Origin of the sequence: Actinomycetospora sp. NBC_00405, assembly GCF_036044095.1 — a bacterium.
GTDB classification, from domain to species: domain Bacteria; phylum Actinomycetota; class Actinomycetes; order Mycobacteriales; family Pseudonocardiaceae; genus Actinomycetospora; species Actinomycetospora callitridis.
Genome location: NZ_CP107938.1, coordinates 2,548,177 through 2,561,152, shown reverse-complemented (window position 1 = coordinate 2,561,152; position 12,976 = coordinate 2,548,177). Strand labels below are relative to the sequence as shown.

General features: G+C 75.5%; 15 protein-coding genes. 7 read left to right on the top strand and 8 right to left on the bottom strand.

Annotated elements, in window-relative coordinates:
- Positions 1–4: 4 nt before the first annotated feature.
- Together OG774_RS12600 and OG774_RS12595 are read right to left on the bottom strand one after the other, a co-directional pair.
- Positions 5–781, bottom strand: a complete 777-nt coding sequence (locus OG774_RS12600) for a DUF5710 domain-containing protein (RefSeq protein WP_328309874.1) — start codon at positions 779–781, stop codon at positions 5–7.
- Between the two features lie 65 nt (positions 782–846).
- Entirely contained in the window at positions 847–2,199 is a 1,353-nt protein-coding gene (locus OG774_RS12595; protein ID WP_328309872.1) for an FAD-binding domain-containing protein, read from the bottom strand.
- A 17-nt stretch (positions 2,200–2,216) separates the two neighbouring features.
- Between OG774_RS12595 and OG774_RS12590 the strand changes: the two genes are divergently transcribed.
- Positions 2,217–2,813 (top strand): nucleoside/nucleotide kinase family protein, encoded by a 597-nt coding sequence (locus OG774_RS12590; RefSeq protein ID WP_328309870.1) that lies wholly within the window; start codon positions 2,217–2,219, stop codon positions 2,811–2,813.
- A 9-nt stretch (positions 2,814–2,822) separates the two neighbouring features.
- Here OG774_RS12590 and rsgA read toward each other — a convergent pair whose 3' ends face one another.
- Both rsgA and aroA read right to left on the bottom strand, forming a co-directional pair.
- On the bottom strand, positions 2,823–3,860 hold the full coding sequence (gene rsgA, locus OG774_RS12585; RefSeq protein ID WP_328309868.1) for a ribosome small subunit-dependent GTPase A: 1,038 nt from the start codon (positions 3,858–3,860) through the stop codon (positions 2,823–2,825).
- Positions 3,861–3,867: 7 nt separating this feature from the next.
- Positions 3,868–5,181 carry a 3-phosphoshikimate 1-carboxyvinyltransferase gene (gene aroA / locus OG774_RS12580; RefSeq protein WP_442873983.1) on the bottom strand — a complete coding sequence of 438 codons (1,314 nt, stop codon included), beginning with the start codon at positions 5,179–5,181 and terminating at the stop codon, positions 3,868–3,870.
- Positions 5,182–5,273: 92 nt separating this feature from the next.
- On the opposite strand from aroA, the gene OG774_RS12575 reads away from it, so the two are divergent.
- Positions 5,274–6,062 (top strand): SOS response-associated peptidase, encoded by a 789-nt coding sequence (locus OG774_RS12575; protein ID WP_328309866.1) that lies wholly within the window; start codon positions 5,274–5,276, stop codon positions 6,060–6,062.
- Positions 6,059–6,697 carry an alpha/beta hydrolase family protein gene (locus tag OG774_RS12570; RefSeq protein ID WP_328309865.1) on the top strand — a complete coding sequence of 213 codons (639 nt, stop codon included), beginning with the start codon at positions 6,059–6,061 and terminating at the stop codon, positions 6,695–6,697. The genes OG774_RS12575 and OG774_RS12570 overlap by 4 nt, the downstream gene beginning before the upstream one ends.
- Here the strand turns inward: OG774_RS12570 and OG774_RS12565 are convergent.
- Positions 6,658–7,629 carry a helix-turn-helix transcriptional regulator gene (locus OG774_RS12565; protein WP_328309864.1) on the bottom strand — a complete coding sequence of 324 codons (972 nt, stop codon included), beginning with the start codon at positions 7,627–7,629 and terminating at the stop codon, positions 6,658–6,660. The genes OG774_RS12570 and OG774_RS12565 overlap by 40 nt on opposite strands.
- Before the next feature lie 61 nt (positions 7,630–7,690).
- On the opposite strand from OG774_RS12565, the gene OG774_RS12560 reads away from it, so the two are divergent.
- Positions 7,691–8,836: an epoxide hydrolase family protein gene (locus OG774_RS12560; protein WP_328309863.1), complete on the top strand. Its 1,146-nt coding sequence runs from the start codon at positions 7,691–7,693 to the stop codon at positions 8,834–8,836.
- Between the two features lie 3 nt (positions 8,837–8,839).
- Here the strand turns inward: OG774_RS12560 and ybaK are convergent, their stop codons facing one another.
- Entirely contained in the window at positions 8,840–9,325 is a 486-nt protein-coding gene (ybaK, locus tag OG774_RS12555; protein ID WP_442873982.1) for a Cys-tRNA(Pro) deacylase, read from the bottom strand.
- A gap of 319 nt (positions 9,326–9,644) precedes the next feature.
- On the opposite strand from ybaK, the gene OG774_RS12550 reads away from it, so the two are divergent.
- Both OG774_RS12550 and rsrA read left to right on the top strand, forming a co-directional pair.
- Positions 9,645–10,262 (top strand): sigma-70 family RNA polymerase sigma factor, encoded by a 618-nt coding sequence (locus OG774_RS12550; protein WP_274193084.1) that lies wholly within the window; start codon positions 9,645–9,647, stop codon positions 10,260–10,262.
- Positions 10,259–10,597, top strand: a complete 339-nt coding sequence (gene rsrA / locus OG774_RS12545; protein WP_328309862.1) for a mycothiol system anti-sigma-R factor — start codon at positions 10,259–10,261, stop codon at positions 10,595–10,597. The genes OG774_RS12550 and rsrA overlap by 4 nt, the downstream gene beginning before the upstream one ends.
- A 104-nt stretch (positions 10,598–10,701) precedes the next feature.
- Here rsrA and OG774_RS29820 read toward each other — a convergent pair whose 3' ends face one another.
- On the bottom strand, positions 10,702–10,776 hold the full coding sequence (locus tag OG774_RS29820; RefSeq protein ID WP_378034828.1) for a 50S ribosomal protein bL37: 75 nt from the start codon (positions 10,774–10,776) through the stop codon (positions 10,702–10,704).
- Positions 10,777–10,862: 86 nt separating this feature from the next.
- Here OG774_RS29820 and OG774_RS12540 point away from each other — a divergent pair, with 86 nt between their 5' ends.
- Positions 10,863–12,377 carry a sensor histidine kinase gene (locus OG774_RS12540; RefSeq protein WP_328310940.1) on the top strand — a complete coding sequence of 505 codons (1,515 nt, stop codon included), beginning with the start codon at positions 10,863–10,865 and terminating at the stop codon, positions 12,375–12,377.
- 138 nt (positions 12,378–12,515) lie between these two features.
- Here the strand turns inward: OG774_RS12540 and OG774_RS12535 are convergent, their stop codons facing one another.
- Positions 12,516–12,767 carry a WhiB family transcriptional regulator gene (locus OG774_RS12535; protein WP_274191547.1) on the bottom strand — a complete coding sequence of 84 codons (252 nt, stop codon included), beginning with the start codon at positions 12,765–12,767 and terminating at the stop codon, positions 12,516–12,518.
- Between the last annotated feature and the right edge of the window lie 209 nt (positions 12,768–12,976).

The window sequence follows — 12,976 nt, the reverse complement described above, 5'->3', positions numbered from 1 at the left end:
GCGGTCAGAGGTCGCGGGTCCAGGTGCCGAGGCGGCGCGCCACGGCGTAGAGCTTGTCGATCTCCCGGTCGTCGAGCGCGGCGGGCAGGGCGGTGACCAGCCGCGACAGGCTCGCGGGCGTAGTGACCAGCACGCCCGACGGTAGCTCGCCGCCCGGCTCGGGCGTCACGGACGCGGCGTCGACGGCCAGCGCGGCGATGACGGGCGGCGCCGCCCCGGCGTCCCCTCCCAGGGCGGCGGCGAGGAGCCGGCCGGCCCGCTCGGCCCGGGCGCGCGCCCGCGGCACGTGCCCGACGTCCTCGCCGTCGACGGTGAACCGGTCGCCGTCGACGCGCACCGCCCGGCCGGGATGGCGCTCGACGGTCACGGTGACCACCCCGGGCGGGCCGATCAGCACGTGGTCGAGGTCGCCGTGGCCGGCGCCGGCGGGCACGGCGTGCAGCACGCGCCAGGGTGGGCGGCGCCGGGTGAGCCGGGCCAGCACGTTCGGCTCGGTCAGCCACCGGAGGGCCTCGGCGAGCAGGACCTCGGGAGGGACGGCGACCGGGTCGGGTGGGGTCGGCTCCGGAGCAGACGCGGCCTCGTCGGACGCAGCCTCGGCGGGTGGCGCCTCGTCCCGGTGCGCGGGGAGCCACCGGGCGAGCTCGGCCATCCCGGGCCGCGGGGCGTACCAGCGCTTGGCCCGCCAGTCCCACAGCGCGCCCGCGGCCTTGGCGTCGTCCTTCTCGCCGAACGGCACGTCCAGCCACGGCTGCTGCTCGCGCATCATGACGACCCCCACCGTGACGACCCCTCGGGACCCCTGCCCGGGAGGATGGCAGGTCACCCCGACGCCCGGGGCCGCGCTCAGCGGTCGGGCTGCGCGGGGCGGTCGGGCTGCGCGGGGCGGTCGGGCTGCGCGGGGCGGTCGGGCTGCGCGGGCACGCCCTTGCGCCAGGCCGAGTAGGACTGGATGCGACCGGCGCGCGGGCGGAAGAGCCAGGGCCACGGGTGCACCACCGCGGGCTCGAGCTCGGCGGCCCGCCGGCGGAACCCCGGCACCGGCGCGAAGGTCACCGCGAGCCGACGGCCGGCGAGCTCGTCGGCCACCCGGCCGCGCCGGATCTCGACGGGACGCCGGGTGGCGAGGTCGGCCAGGGTCTCGACGAGGAACACCAGCCGCTTGCCCGACAGCATCAGCCTGCTCAGCAGCGGCTCGTCGAAGCAGAACACCGCCGGGACGTCGGGATGGGCCACCAGCGCCCGGTCGGCGTCCCCGAGCGACTCGCCGGTGAGCCACACGGCGTCGACCCCACCGTCGACCTCACCGTCGACCTCACCGTCGACCGAGGCGTCGCCGTCGGCGGACTCCGGCCCGGCGGTCACCTCCGGGTCCGGGTCGCCGCGCAGCAGGTCCGAGACCGCGACCCGCGAGGTCCGCTGGTCGGCGGGCCACGACGCCACCGGGCAGGCGTCGCGCAGGGCGCACTCCCGGCACAGGGCCGGCGCCCGTTTCTGCACCTGCCAGCGGGAGAACGCGTAGGCCTTGCCGTTGCCGGCGCCGACGGTCCACTGCCAGTTCAGCCGGTTGGCGGCGCGGGAGCCGTCCAGGAGGTGGGTGAAGAACTCCTCCTCGCCGTCGCGCCATCGCGCGCCGGCCCGCACGGTCCACTGGCTGGCCAGCCACATCCGCGTCTGGTTGACCAGCCAGCCGTCGGCGTGCAGCTCGCCCACCGTCGCGTCCATGCACCGCATGTCCCGGGGCCACGGCTCGTCCCACACCTCGGGCGCCTGCGGCGGCTGGGCGCGCAGCTCCTCGCGCAGCGCCGGCCGGCCGTCGCGCCCGAAGCGGGCGTAGAGGTGGCGGGTGAACTCCTGCCAGGCCAGCTCGTCGCGGTACTTCCGGCGGTCGTTCGTCGGCGCGTCCGCGACGTGGTCCCACAGCGTGGGCAGGTCGACGAGGTTGTAGCGGACGTACGGCGACATGCGCGAGGCCCCGCGGCGCTCCGGCGGCCACACCTGGTTGCGGCTCCCGGCGTAGCCCGTGACGTCGAGCGCGGCCAGGGCGGCGTCCGCCGCGGTCTGCCCGCCCCGGATGGTCACCGAGGCCGCCGGGGTGTCGCACGTGAGGTCGGCGAGGTGCTCGCGGACGAATCGCACCGCGGCGTCGGGCCCGGGACCGGGAACGGGGAGCTGCACCGGCCGGGCGTACCCGCTCATCGGCGATAGTGCGCGTTGTGGAAGCCGATATCGCGCACCTCCTCGACGCCGCCCGGTCCGACGGCCGCCGCCGTGTCCTCGGCATCGTCGGCGGCCCCGGCGCGGGCAAGTCGACGCTCGCCGCGTCGCTGGCCGGCCCCGAGGTCGCCGTCGTGGGGATGGACGGCTGGCACCTGGCGAACTCGGTGCTCGACCGCCTGGGCCGCGGCGACCGCAAGGGCGCCCCGGACACCTTCGACGCCGCGGGCTACGTCGCCTTCCTCGACCGCCTGCGCTCCCGCGCGGCGACGGTGTGGGCGCCCGAGTTCCGGCGGGAGATCGAGGAGCCGATCGCCGGGGCCCTCGAGGTCCCGCCGGAGGCGCTGGTCGTCGTCACCGAGGGCAACTACCTGCTGCTCGACGAGCCCCCGTGGGACGGCATCCGGCCGTTGCTCGACGAGGCCTGGTTCGTCGCCCCCGACGAGGACGTCCGCCGCGACCGGCTGATCGCCCGCCACGTGCGCCACGGCCGCAGCCACGCCGAGGCCGTGGCCCGCGCGGACGGCAGCGACGGCGCCAACGCCCGGGTGATCGCCGCGACGGCGCACCGCGCCGACGTCGTGCTCAGCGGGTGACGCTCACCCTCAGGTCTCCCACGCCGGGGTCCGCAGCGCGGTGAGCACCCGGCGCAGGGCGTCGAGGCGCCCGGGGCCGAGGCGGCCTGCGGCCACCTCGGCGTCGAGCGCGCACTCCGGGTCCGACGGCGGACCCAGGTGCGCGCAGCCGCGCGGGCACTCCTCGATCGCCTCCGCCAGGTCGCCGAACGCCGCCACGACGTCGTCGGGGGCGATGTGCGCGAGCCCGAAGGACCGGATGCCCGGGGTGTCGACCACCCAGCCGGAGTGGTCGGGCAGCGGCAGGGCCACGGCCGAGGTCGACGTGTGCCGCCCCTTGCCGACCCCGGAGACGACGCCGACGGCGCGGTCGGCGTCCGGGACGAGGGTGTTGACCAGCGTCGACTTGCCGACCCCGGAGTGCCCGATCAGCGCCGACACCCGCCCGGCGACCACCTCGCGCAGCGCCTCGGGATCGCGGTCGGACCGCGTCACGACCACCGGCAGGTCGAGCTCGGCGTAGTTGGCGGCGAACTCCGCCGGGTCCGCGAGGTCGGACTTCGTCAGGCACAGCACCGGTTCGAGGCCGCCCGCGTAGGCCGCGACGAGGGCGCGGTCGACGAAGCCGGTGCGGGGGACCGGGTCGGCCAGCGCGGTGACGATCACCAGGTGCGACGCGTTGGCGACGACCACGCGCTCGTAGGGGTCGGTGTCGTCCGCGGTGCGGCGCAGGACGCTGCGGCGCTCGGCGACGCGGACGATGCGCGCGAGGGCGTCGTCACCCCCGGAGACGTCGCCGACGAGGTCGACGCGGTCGCCGACGACCACCGGCGTCCGGCCCAGCTCCCGGGCGCGCATCGCGACCACGCGGCGGGACGGGTCGTCGTCAGGTGCGCAGGTCCAGCGTCCGCGGTCGACGGCGACGACCATCGCCGCCTCGGCGTCGGCGTGGTCGGGGCGTCGCTTCGAGCGCGGACGGGTGCCGCGTCCCGGGCGGACGCGGACGTCGGACTCGTCGAGACGCGACGTCTCCCCGCGCCCGCCGCCCCGCGCCCCGCTCGGTGACATGGGCGGCTCAGGACCCGGCGCCGACGAGCAGCGGCCAGTCGGCGGCGAAGTCGGGCAGGGTCTTGGTGGTGGCCGCGACGTCGTCCACCCGCACGCCGTCGACGACCAGCCCGACGATCGCGCCTGCGGTGGCCATCCGGTGGTCCGCGTACGCGCGCCACGGCCGGGTGGGCGCCGACAGCGGCGCCGGGGCGATCTCCAGCCCGTCCTCGGTCTCGGTGACCCGAGCGCCCACGGTGCCCAGCTCCGCGGCGAGCGCGGCCAGGCGATCGGTCTCGTGGCCGCGGATGTGGCCGACGCCCCGCAGTCGTGACGTCGCCCCGTCGCGCGCGGCGACCGTCGCCAGCGCCGCCACGGTGGGGGTGAGCTCGCTGACCTCGGTGAGGTCGACGTCCACACCCCGGAGCCGGTCGGGCCCGCGCACGGTGAGCCCCGCGGCGCCGAGCTCGACGCGGGCGCCGAAGGCCTCGAGCACGCGGAGCACGGTGCCGCCGGGCTGCAGGTCGGTGTCCGGCCAGCCGGGCACCGTCACCTCGCCCCCGGTGGCGACGGCCGCGGCCAGGTACACGGCGGCGCCCGAGAGGTCGGGCTCGACGTCGAGCACCGACGGCGCGGTCACGGGGCCCGGCGCGACGTGCCAGCGCGCGGCGCCTTCCTCGACGGTGACCCCGGCGTCGCGCAGCATCGCCACGGTCATCGCCACGTGGGGCAGCGACGGCACCCCGCGCCCGCCGGCGTGGACGACGGTGACGCCGTGGGTGTAGCGGGCGCCGGAGAGCAGCAGCCCGGAGACGAACTGGCTGGACGCCGATGCGTCCACGGTGACCTCGCCCCCGGCCGGCTGCGGGCCGCCGGTGACGGTCAGCGGCAGGGTCTCGCCCTCGACCCCGACGCCGAGCCCGCGCAGGCCGGCGACGATGCCGCCCATGGGCCGCTCGCGGGCCCGCGGGTCGCCGTCGAGCACGACGGGCCCGTCGGCCAGCGCGGCGAGCGGCGGGACGAAGCGCATGACGGTGCCGGCCAGCCCGCAGTCGACGTGCCCGCCGTGGAAGGTGCCGGGGGCGGTGACGGCCAGGTCGACGGTGCCGGTGCGGCCCTCGGTGAGGGTGACGGTGGCCCCCAGCGCCTCGAGCGCGCCGGCCATGAGCGTGGTGTCGCGTGACCGGGCGGCGCCGCGCACGTGGCGGGTGACGCCGTCGGTGCCCAGCGCGGCGAGGACCAGCGCCCGGTTGGTGACCGACTTCGACCCCGGCACCGACACCGTCCCGCGCACGGGCCCGCCCGCGGTCGGGGCGGGCCAGGGCTCGAGCACGTCGGTCATGACGCCATCCTCCCGCGCCGGACCGACGCCGGGGGAGCGGACCCGCGCGTGATCGTCCGCGGGGTGTCGGGGTCCGGTGCCAGGATGGGGGCATGTGCGGCCGCTACAGCCAGGCGAAGGACCCGGCGACCCTCGCCGAGGAGTTCGACGCCGTCGACGCCACCGAGGGCGCGTGGCCCGGTCCCGAGCACAACGTCGCGCCCACCACCACGGTGCTCGCCGTCGTCGACCGGCACCCGCGTGACGACGCCGGGAAGGCCGACCCCCAGCGGCTCGAGCGCAGCCTGCGCGCCATGCGCTGGGGGCTGGTGCCCGGCTGGGCCGACGACCCCAAGGTCGGCAGCCGGATGATCAACGCGCGGTCCGACTCGCTCACCAGCAAGCCCGCGTTCCGCCGCGCGGCCAAGGGCCGGCGCTGCCTGCTCCCGGCCGACGGCTGGTTCGAGTGGCAGCGCGACGGACCCGGCGGGCGCAAGGTCCCGTACTTCATCACGCTGCCCGGAGGGCGCTCGATCGCCTTCGCGGGCCTGTGGGAGACGTGGCGGCCGAAGGACGCGGCGAAGGGGACGTCGCCCCTGATCAGCACGACGGTCGTCACCATCGACGCCGCGGGCCCCCTCACCGACATCCACCACCGGATGCCGCTCGTGCTCCCGGCCGAGCGCTGGAAGGCCTGGCTCGACCCGGACCACGACGACCCCACCGACCTCCTCGAGCCGCCCCCGCCCGAGCTGCTGACGTCGTTCGAGCTGCGCCAGGTCTCGACAAAGGTCAACAACGTGAAGAACCACGGGCCGGAGCTGCTCGAGGAGAAGCACGACGAGCCCGAGCAGGTGGGCCTCGACCTGGACCTCGAGGCCGACGTCCCGGCCACGCAGTGATCGCGGTCGAGACCCCGCACGGCCCCGCCCAGGTCCACCTCGACGGGCCCGACACCGGCCCGCGCGCCCTTCTGGTGCTCGGCCACGGCGCCGGCGGCGGTGTCGAGGCGCCCGACCTGCTCGGCGCCCGCACGGCAGCCCTCGACGCGGGCCTGGCGGTCGCCCGCGTCCTCCAGCCCTACCGCGTCGCCGGGCGGAAGGCCCCTGCGCCGGCCGCCCAGCTCGACGAGGCCTGGGCCGCGGTCGTCGCGCACCTGAGCACGGCGTTCCCCGAGGTCCCCCAGGTGCACGGCGGGCGGTCCTCGGGCGCTCGCGTGGCCTGCCGGGGGGCGACGACGCTGGGCGCCGTCGCCGTCCTCGCGCTGGCGTTCCCCCTGCTCGCCCCGCCCCGCCGCGACGGCTCCCGCGCCGACCGGGGCCCCGAGATCGACGCCGTCACGGTGCCGGTGCTCGCGGTCTCCGGCGAGCGCGACCGCTTCGGGATCCCCGCGCCCACGGCCACCCGCGAGGTCGTCGTGCTCGCCGGCGACCACTCGCTCAAGGCCCGCGGGCCGGTCGCCGCGGCGGTGGCGCCCTGGCTGGCGCGCGTGCTCGCTCAGCCCGCCGACGCCGCCCCGGCCACCGCCCGCAGGTAGCGCTCGCCGGTCGTGCGCAGCTGGGCCACGAGCTCGGGCGGGCCGTCGACGTGGAAGTCCATGTCCAGCATCCCGATGTAGGCGGACACGGTGGCGACGCTGTCCGCGCCGGTCACGAGCACGCAGCTGTGCTCGTCGCGCGGCTCGACGACGCCCACCGCGGGGTTGATGTGCGCGAGCACCTCCGCGGCCGGGGCGTGGACCACGATCCGTGCTTGCACCGACCACCCGGACGCCGCGACCTCGCGGAGCACCAGGTCGGTGAGGTCCTCGGGCGGCGCGTCGCGCGTGAAGCGCCCGCCGCCCGGCGTGCGCAGCTCCAGGCCGTCGGCGCGCAGCACCGTCCAGCGGTCGTCCCGGGGGTCGCGCACCACCACGTACCAGCGGCGCTGCCAGCTCACGAGGCGGTAGGGCTCGAGGAGCCGGGTGGGTTCGTCGGCATCCCCGCCGACCCGCAGCGATGTCCGGTCGCGGATCGCCTCGGCGAGCGTGCGCAGCAGCGCCGGGTCGACCTCGGGGTCGGGCGCGTCGGATCCGGTGTTCTCCGGCCCGCGGTCGGTGGCCTCGGTGAGGGCGGCGAGGGTGCGGCGCAGGCGGTGGGGCAGCACCCGGTCGAGCTTGGCGAGCGCGCGGTCCCCGGCCTCCCGGGTCCCGGCGAGCCCGGTGCCGGCGCGCAGCCCGAGGGCGATCGCCACGGCCTCGTCGTCGTCGAGAAGCAGCGGTGGCAGGGAGGCCCCGATCCCGAGCCGGTAGCGCCCGGTCCGGCCCGTCTCCGCGTCGACGGGGTAGCCGAGCTCGCGCAGCCGGGCGACGTCGTTGCGGATCGTCCGGGTGCTCACCCCGAGGCGGGCGGCGAGCTCCGGTCCCGGCCACTCGGGGCGGGACTGCAGCAGCGAGAGGAGGGCCAGCATCCGGGCCGAGGTGTCGCGCACGAGGTCAATCCTGCCGTGAACGAGGAACGAAGCGTGCCTGGTTGGTTCCTATCGTTCTCCCATGAGCAGCGACACCAGCAGCAGCACCGTCATCGGCCGCTTCACCATCGAGGTCCCGCAGGCCGAGCTCGACGACCTCGCCGACCGGCTGGCCCGCACCCGCCTGCCGCGCCCGGCCCCCGGGGACGACTGGGACTACGGCACGCCGAACCACTACCTCGCCGCGATGGTCGAGCGGTGGCGCACGACGTTCGACTGGCGCGCCCAGGAGAAGCGCATGAACGCCGTGCCGAACTTCCTCACCGAGATCGACGGCCAGACGGTCCACTTCGTCCACGTGCCGTCGGCCGAGGCGGACGCGACGCCGCTGCTCCTGCTGCACACCTACCCGGGGTCGTTCGCCGAGTTCCTGGACATGATCGGCCCGCTCACCGACCCCGTCGCCCACGGCGGCCGCGCGCAGGACGCGTTCTCGGTGGTCGTGCCGTCGATGCCGGGATTCGGGTTCTCGACGCCGGTGGCGGACCGCGGCTGGACGATGGCCCGGGTCGCGCGCACCTACGACACCCTCATGCGCCGCCTCGGCTACGAGTCCTACGGCGCCCACGGCAGCGACGGCGGCGCGATGGTCGCCCGCGAGCTCGGCCTGCTCGACCCGCCCGGGTTCCTCGGCCTGCACGTCCTGCACCTGTTCAGCTTCCCGTCGGGCGACCCGACCGAGTTCGAGCGTCTCGAGCCGTCGGACTACGCCGGGCTCGAGCACATGCAGTGGTTCCGGTCGGTGGGCGGCTACAACCAGATGAACGGCTCGCGCCCGCAGACCGTGGCCGTCGGGCTCGCCGACTCCCCGGTCGGTCAGCTCGCCTACAACGAGCTGTTCACCAGCTTCGGCAACGGGACGAGCCTGGTCAGCGAGGAGCAGATCCTCACCCAGGTCTCGCTCTACTGGCTCACCAACACCATGGCGACGGCTGCGCGCTACCACTTCGAGGAGGCGCACTCGGGCGTCGAGCCGCGGGTCAGCGCCGCGCGGACCGGCGTGCAGGTGTTCGCCGACGACTTCCAGACGATCAAGGTGTTCGCCGAGCGCGACAACACGAACATCGTCCACTGGAGCCGTCACGAGCAGGGTGGGCACTTCGCGGCGCTCGAGCTGCCGGAGGTCGTCGCCGCCGACCTGCGGGTGTTCTTCGGTCCGGTGGACTGAGAGCTAGGAAGCCGCGATCTCGGCCATCTCGGCGCCGGTGGCGGTGACGAGGTCGTCGGGGGCCAGCTCCATCTGCAGCCCCCGACGGCCGGCCGAGCAGAACACCGTCCCGTGCTCGGCCACCGAGAGGTCGATCACGACGTCGAGCGGCTGGCGCCCGCCCAGCGGGGCGATGCCGCCGACCACGTAGCCGGTGAGGCGCTGGGCCACCGCGGGGTCGGCCATCACGGCCCGCTTGCCCCCGCACGCCGCCGCGAGCGCCTTGAGGTCGAGCGTCCCGGCGACCGGCACCATCGCCAGCACCGGGCGGCCGTCGACCTCGGCGACCAGCGTCTTGAGCACCCGCCGCGGGTCGAGGCCGAGGGCGTCGGCGGCCTCCGTGCCGTAGGCGGTCCTGCCCGGTGCGGTGTAGGGGTGCGTCGTGTACGGGATGTCCGCGTCGTCGAGCGCCACCAGGGCCGGGGTCGCCGCCGCCGCTCGTCGCGCCACGACCGGCGAGCGTAGCGACGCCCACCCCGCGACCGGCGGGAATCCCGCACCCCGAAACCGCGTTGACGCGGACATGCCAGCAGTGATGACGATGACGGAGGCCGGCACGGCCCCCGTGGCGCCGTTCCCCGGCGTGACGTCGTCCGCAGGGTGGGATGTCCGGGACCTGACGCGGGTAGTCTCCGCGGGATCCGTAGACGTCCCGACCGCGCCCCGGGCGCGGCCCGAAGGGAGCCCCGTGGCCGACGCGGCGAGGGCTGTGCCTGACCAGACCCCCGGCGACACCAGTAGTGACCAGGGGCGACCCGAAGCGGTCGACGTGGCCACCGAGACGCCCGAGGAGCGTGCCGCGCGTTTCGAGCGCGACGCGATGCCCCTGGTGGACCAGCTCTACGCGGCGGCCCTGCGGATGACCCGCAACCCGGCCGACGCCGAGGACCTGGTGCAGGAGACGGTGCTCAAGGCGTACTCCTCGTTCGCCTCGTTCACCCCCGGCACCAACCTCAAGGCCTGGATGTATCGCATCCTGACCAACTCCTACATCAACACCTACCGCAAGCGGCAGCGTCAGCCCCAGCAGTCGCCGACGGACGAGATCAGCGACTGGCAGCTCGCCCAGGCGGGTGAGCACACCTCGCTCGGCCTCCCGTCGGCCGAGGTCGAGGCGATGGAGAACCTGCCCGACACCGACATCCGCGACGCGCTCCAGGCGCTGCCGGACGACTTCCGGATGGCGGTGTATCTCGCGGACGTCGAGGGCTTCGCGTACAAGGAGATCGCCGAGATCATGGGCACCCCGATCGGCACCGTGATGTCGCGGCTGCACCGCGGTCGCAAGCAGCTCCGCGACGCGCTCACCGACACGGCCCGGGACCGCGGCTTCCTGCGGGACGCCGACGGCGCGCGGGTGACGTCCGGAGAGGGGGCGGCACGATGAGCTGCGGTGAGCCCCACGAGACCGACTGCTCCGAGGTGCTGGCCGAGGTCTGGCTGCTGCTCGACCACGAGTGCGACGCCGACCGCGACGCCCAGCTCCGGCGCCATCTCGACGAGTGCGGGCCGTGCCTGGCGCGGTACGGGCTCGAGGAGAAGGTCAAGAGGCTGCTGGGCCGCAGCTGCGGGGGTGAGCACGCGCCGGCGGAGCTGCACCAGCGGCTGCGTGACCAGATCCGGTCGACGGTGCTCGAGCAGGCCGAGGTCACCGTCGAGCGCGGGCCCGGCGGCACGGTCGTCGAGGTCAACCAGACGCGCGTCGAGTCCTGGCGCAGCTAGACGTCCCCCAGCGAGACGTCCCCCCACGAGACACACCGCACGACGCACGAGGGCCCGTCCGCGAATCTCCGCGGACGGGCCCTCGTGCGTGTGCGGGCAGGCGCTCAGGAGTTGGGGCGCTTGCCGTGGTTGCTGGCCTTCTTCTTGCGGTCCCGCTTCTGGCGCGCGCGCTTCGACATGCGTCCATCGTCGCACGTGGGGAGGCCGCGCACGGCGCGGTGGTTGGATGATCGCCATGCAGGGCAGCGGGAACCGCGGGCGGCCGGTGTCGACGCTCTCGAACCTCCTGGCGGCCCACACGGACCTGCCCGGGACGTCCGTGGCCCATCTGCAGCGCATCGTCGCCGAGTGGCAGCTGCTCGCCGACCTGTCGTTCGCGGACTTCCTGCTGTGGGTGCCCGTGACGAGCCCGCAGGGGGCGAGGCGGTTCCTCTGCATGGCGCAGAGCCGCCCGACGACGACGGCGACCGCCCACCCCGAGGACATGGTGGACAGCGCTCCAGCCGAGAGCCTGGTGCCGCAGCTGCAGCGGGCGATGGAGGACACCGCGCTGCGCCGCGAGGACCAGCCGCGGTGGCACCGTGGACGGTCGGTGCGCCGCGAGGTGGTGCCGGTGCGCGCCCCGCAGGCGCGTGAGGCCTCCGGTCGGGGTGAGGTGATCGCCGTCCTGGGGCGCGACACCAACCTCGCCGCCCCCCGGGTGCCGAGCACCCTCGAGATCACCTACCTCGCGGTGGCGGCGGACCTGCTGCAGATGGTCGCCGACGGCACGTTCCCGACGGCGCAGAGCAAGGACGAGGGCCGCTCGACGCCGCGCGTGGGGGACGGGCTGGTGCGCATCAGCTCGACGGGCCGGGTGCTCTACGCCAGCCCGAACGCCGCGTCGGCCTTCCACCGGCTCGGGTGGAGCGACGAGCTGGTCGGCGCGGACCTGGCGGGGGTGGTGCGCGAGGTCGCCGACGACGCCTTCGAGGGCACCGAGGCGGCCGAGCACGTGCGCGGCGCACTGGCGGGCACCCCGTCGCAGCGCGCCGAGCTGGAGGGCCACGGGGCGTCGGCCGTGCTGCGGGCCCTACCGCTGCACCCCCGTGGGGTGCCGTCCGGCGCGGTCGTCCTGGCCCGGGACGTCACCGACGTCCGCCGCCGCGACCGCGCCCTGCTCAGCAAGGACGCCACGATCCGCGAGATCCACCACCGCGTGAAGAACAACCTGCAGACCGTCGCCGCCCTCCTGCGGCTCCAGGCACGCCGTACGCCGCACGCCGAGGCCCAGGAGGCCCTCACGGAGTCCGTGCGGCGGGTGGCGTCCATCGCGCTGGTGCACGAGGCGCTGGCGGCGTCCGTCGACGAGCGGGTCGACATCGACGACGTGCTCGACCGCGTGCTGCCGATGATGAACGACCTCGCCCGCCCCGGCGCCCGGGTGGCCATGAGCCGGGCCGGCGAGGTGGGCGTGCTGCCGGCGGTGATGGCGACGCCGCTGGTCATGGTGCTCACCGAGCTCGTCGCCAACGCCCTCGAGCACGGGTTCGCCGAGCGGGCCTCGGGATCCGTCGTCATCACGGCGACGCGCACCGCCGCGGTGCTGGAGGTGGAGGTCGCCGACGACGGCCGCGGCCTGCCGGAGACGTTCTCGCTGGAGCGGGCCACGGGCCTGGGGCTGCAGATCGTGCGCACGCTCGTCGACTCCGAGCTGGCCGGGGCCCTGAGCATCCGGCCCGCCGAGGACGGCGGCACCCGGGCGGTCCTCAAGGTCCCGCTGCAGCACCGGGGGCGCTAGAGGGCACGGGACGGCCCCGCAGCAGCACGAAGGCCCCGGACCCGTCCGTGGGACGGGGCCGGGGCCCTCGTGGATCTCGGTCGTGGTCGGCCGCCTGGGGAGCGAGCGCCCGGCCACGATGCCGAGGTGTGCCGCCGATCAGGCGGTGTGCACCTCGGGCCGGATGCCGTGACGCTTCAGCGCACGGCGCTCGTCCTCGCTCGCTCCGCCCCAGACACCCGCGTCCTGACCGGACTCCAGCGCCCACGTGAGGCACTCGGTCATCGCGGGGCAACGCCGGCAGACGCTTTTCGCGCGGGCGATCTGAGAGAGAGCGGGGCCACTCGTGCCGACGGGGAAGAACAGTTCCGGGTCCTCGTCGCGGCAAGCAGCGTCGTTCCGCCAGTCCATCGTTCTGAGCTCCTCGGTGGGCGCGCCTCGGGGTGCGCGCCGGTCGTGGTCGTCATCGTCTCGACCTCGTCGTAGGCCCCGTGTAGGGCCCGCGACCTGTCAGGAGAGACTGAGGACGTCAACTCCCGTTCGAACTGTGGCGTCGATGCCACGGACGAATGCGGTGTCGCCGTCCCCTGCCTCGTGCCCGTCGCTCGCACATTCACGAA

Excerpts from the sequence above, each read along its gene's own strand:
- OG774_RS12595 (WP_328309872.1), bottom strand. The coding sequence starts at position 2,199 with ATGAGCGGGTACGCCCGGCCGGTGCAGCTCCCCGTTCCCGGTCCCGGG.
- rsgA (WP_328309868.1), bottom strand. The coding sequence starts at position 3,860 with ATGTCACCGAGCGGGGCGCGGGGCGGCGGGCGCGGGGAGACGTCGCGT.
- aroA (WP_442873983.1), bottom strand. The coding sequence starts at position 5,181 with ATGACCGACGTGCTCGAGCCCTGGCCCGCCCCGACCGCGGGCGGGCCC.
- OG774_RS12575 (WP_328309866.1), top strand. The coding sequence starts at position 5,274 with ATGTGCGGCCGCTACAGCCAGGCGAAGGACCCGGCGACCCTCGCCGAG.
- OG774_RS12560 (WP_328309863.1), top strand. The coding sequence starts at position 7,691 with ATGAGCAGCGACACCAGCAGCAGCACCGTCATCGGCCGCTTCACCATC.
- rsrA (WP_328309862.1), top strand. The coding sequence starts at position 10,259 with ATGAGCTGCGGTGAGCCCCACGAGACCGACTGCTCCGAGGTGCTGGCC.
- OG774_RS12535 (WP_274191547.1), bottom strand. The coding sequence starts at position 12,767 with ATGGACTGGCGGAACGACGCTGCTTGCCGCGACGAGGACCCGGAACTG.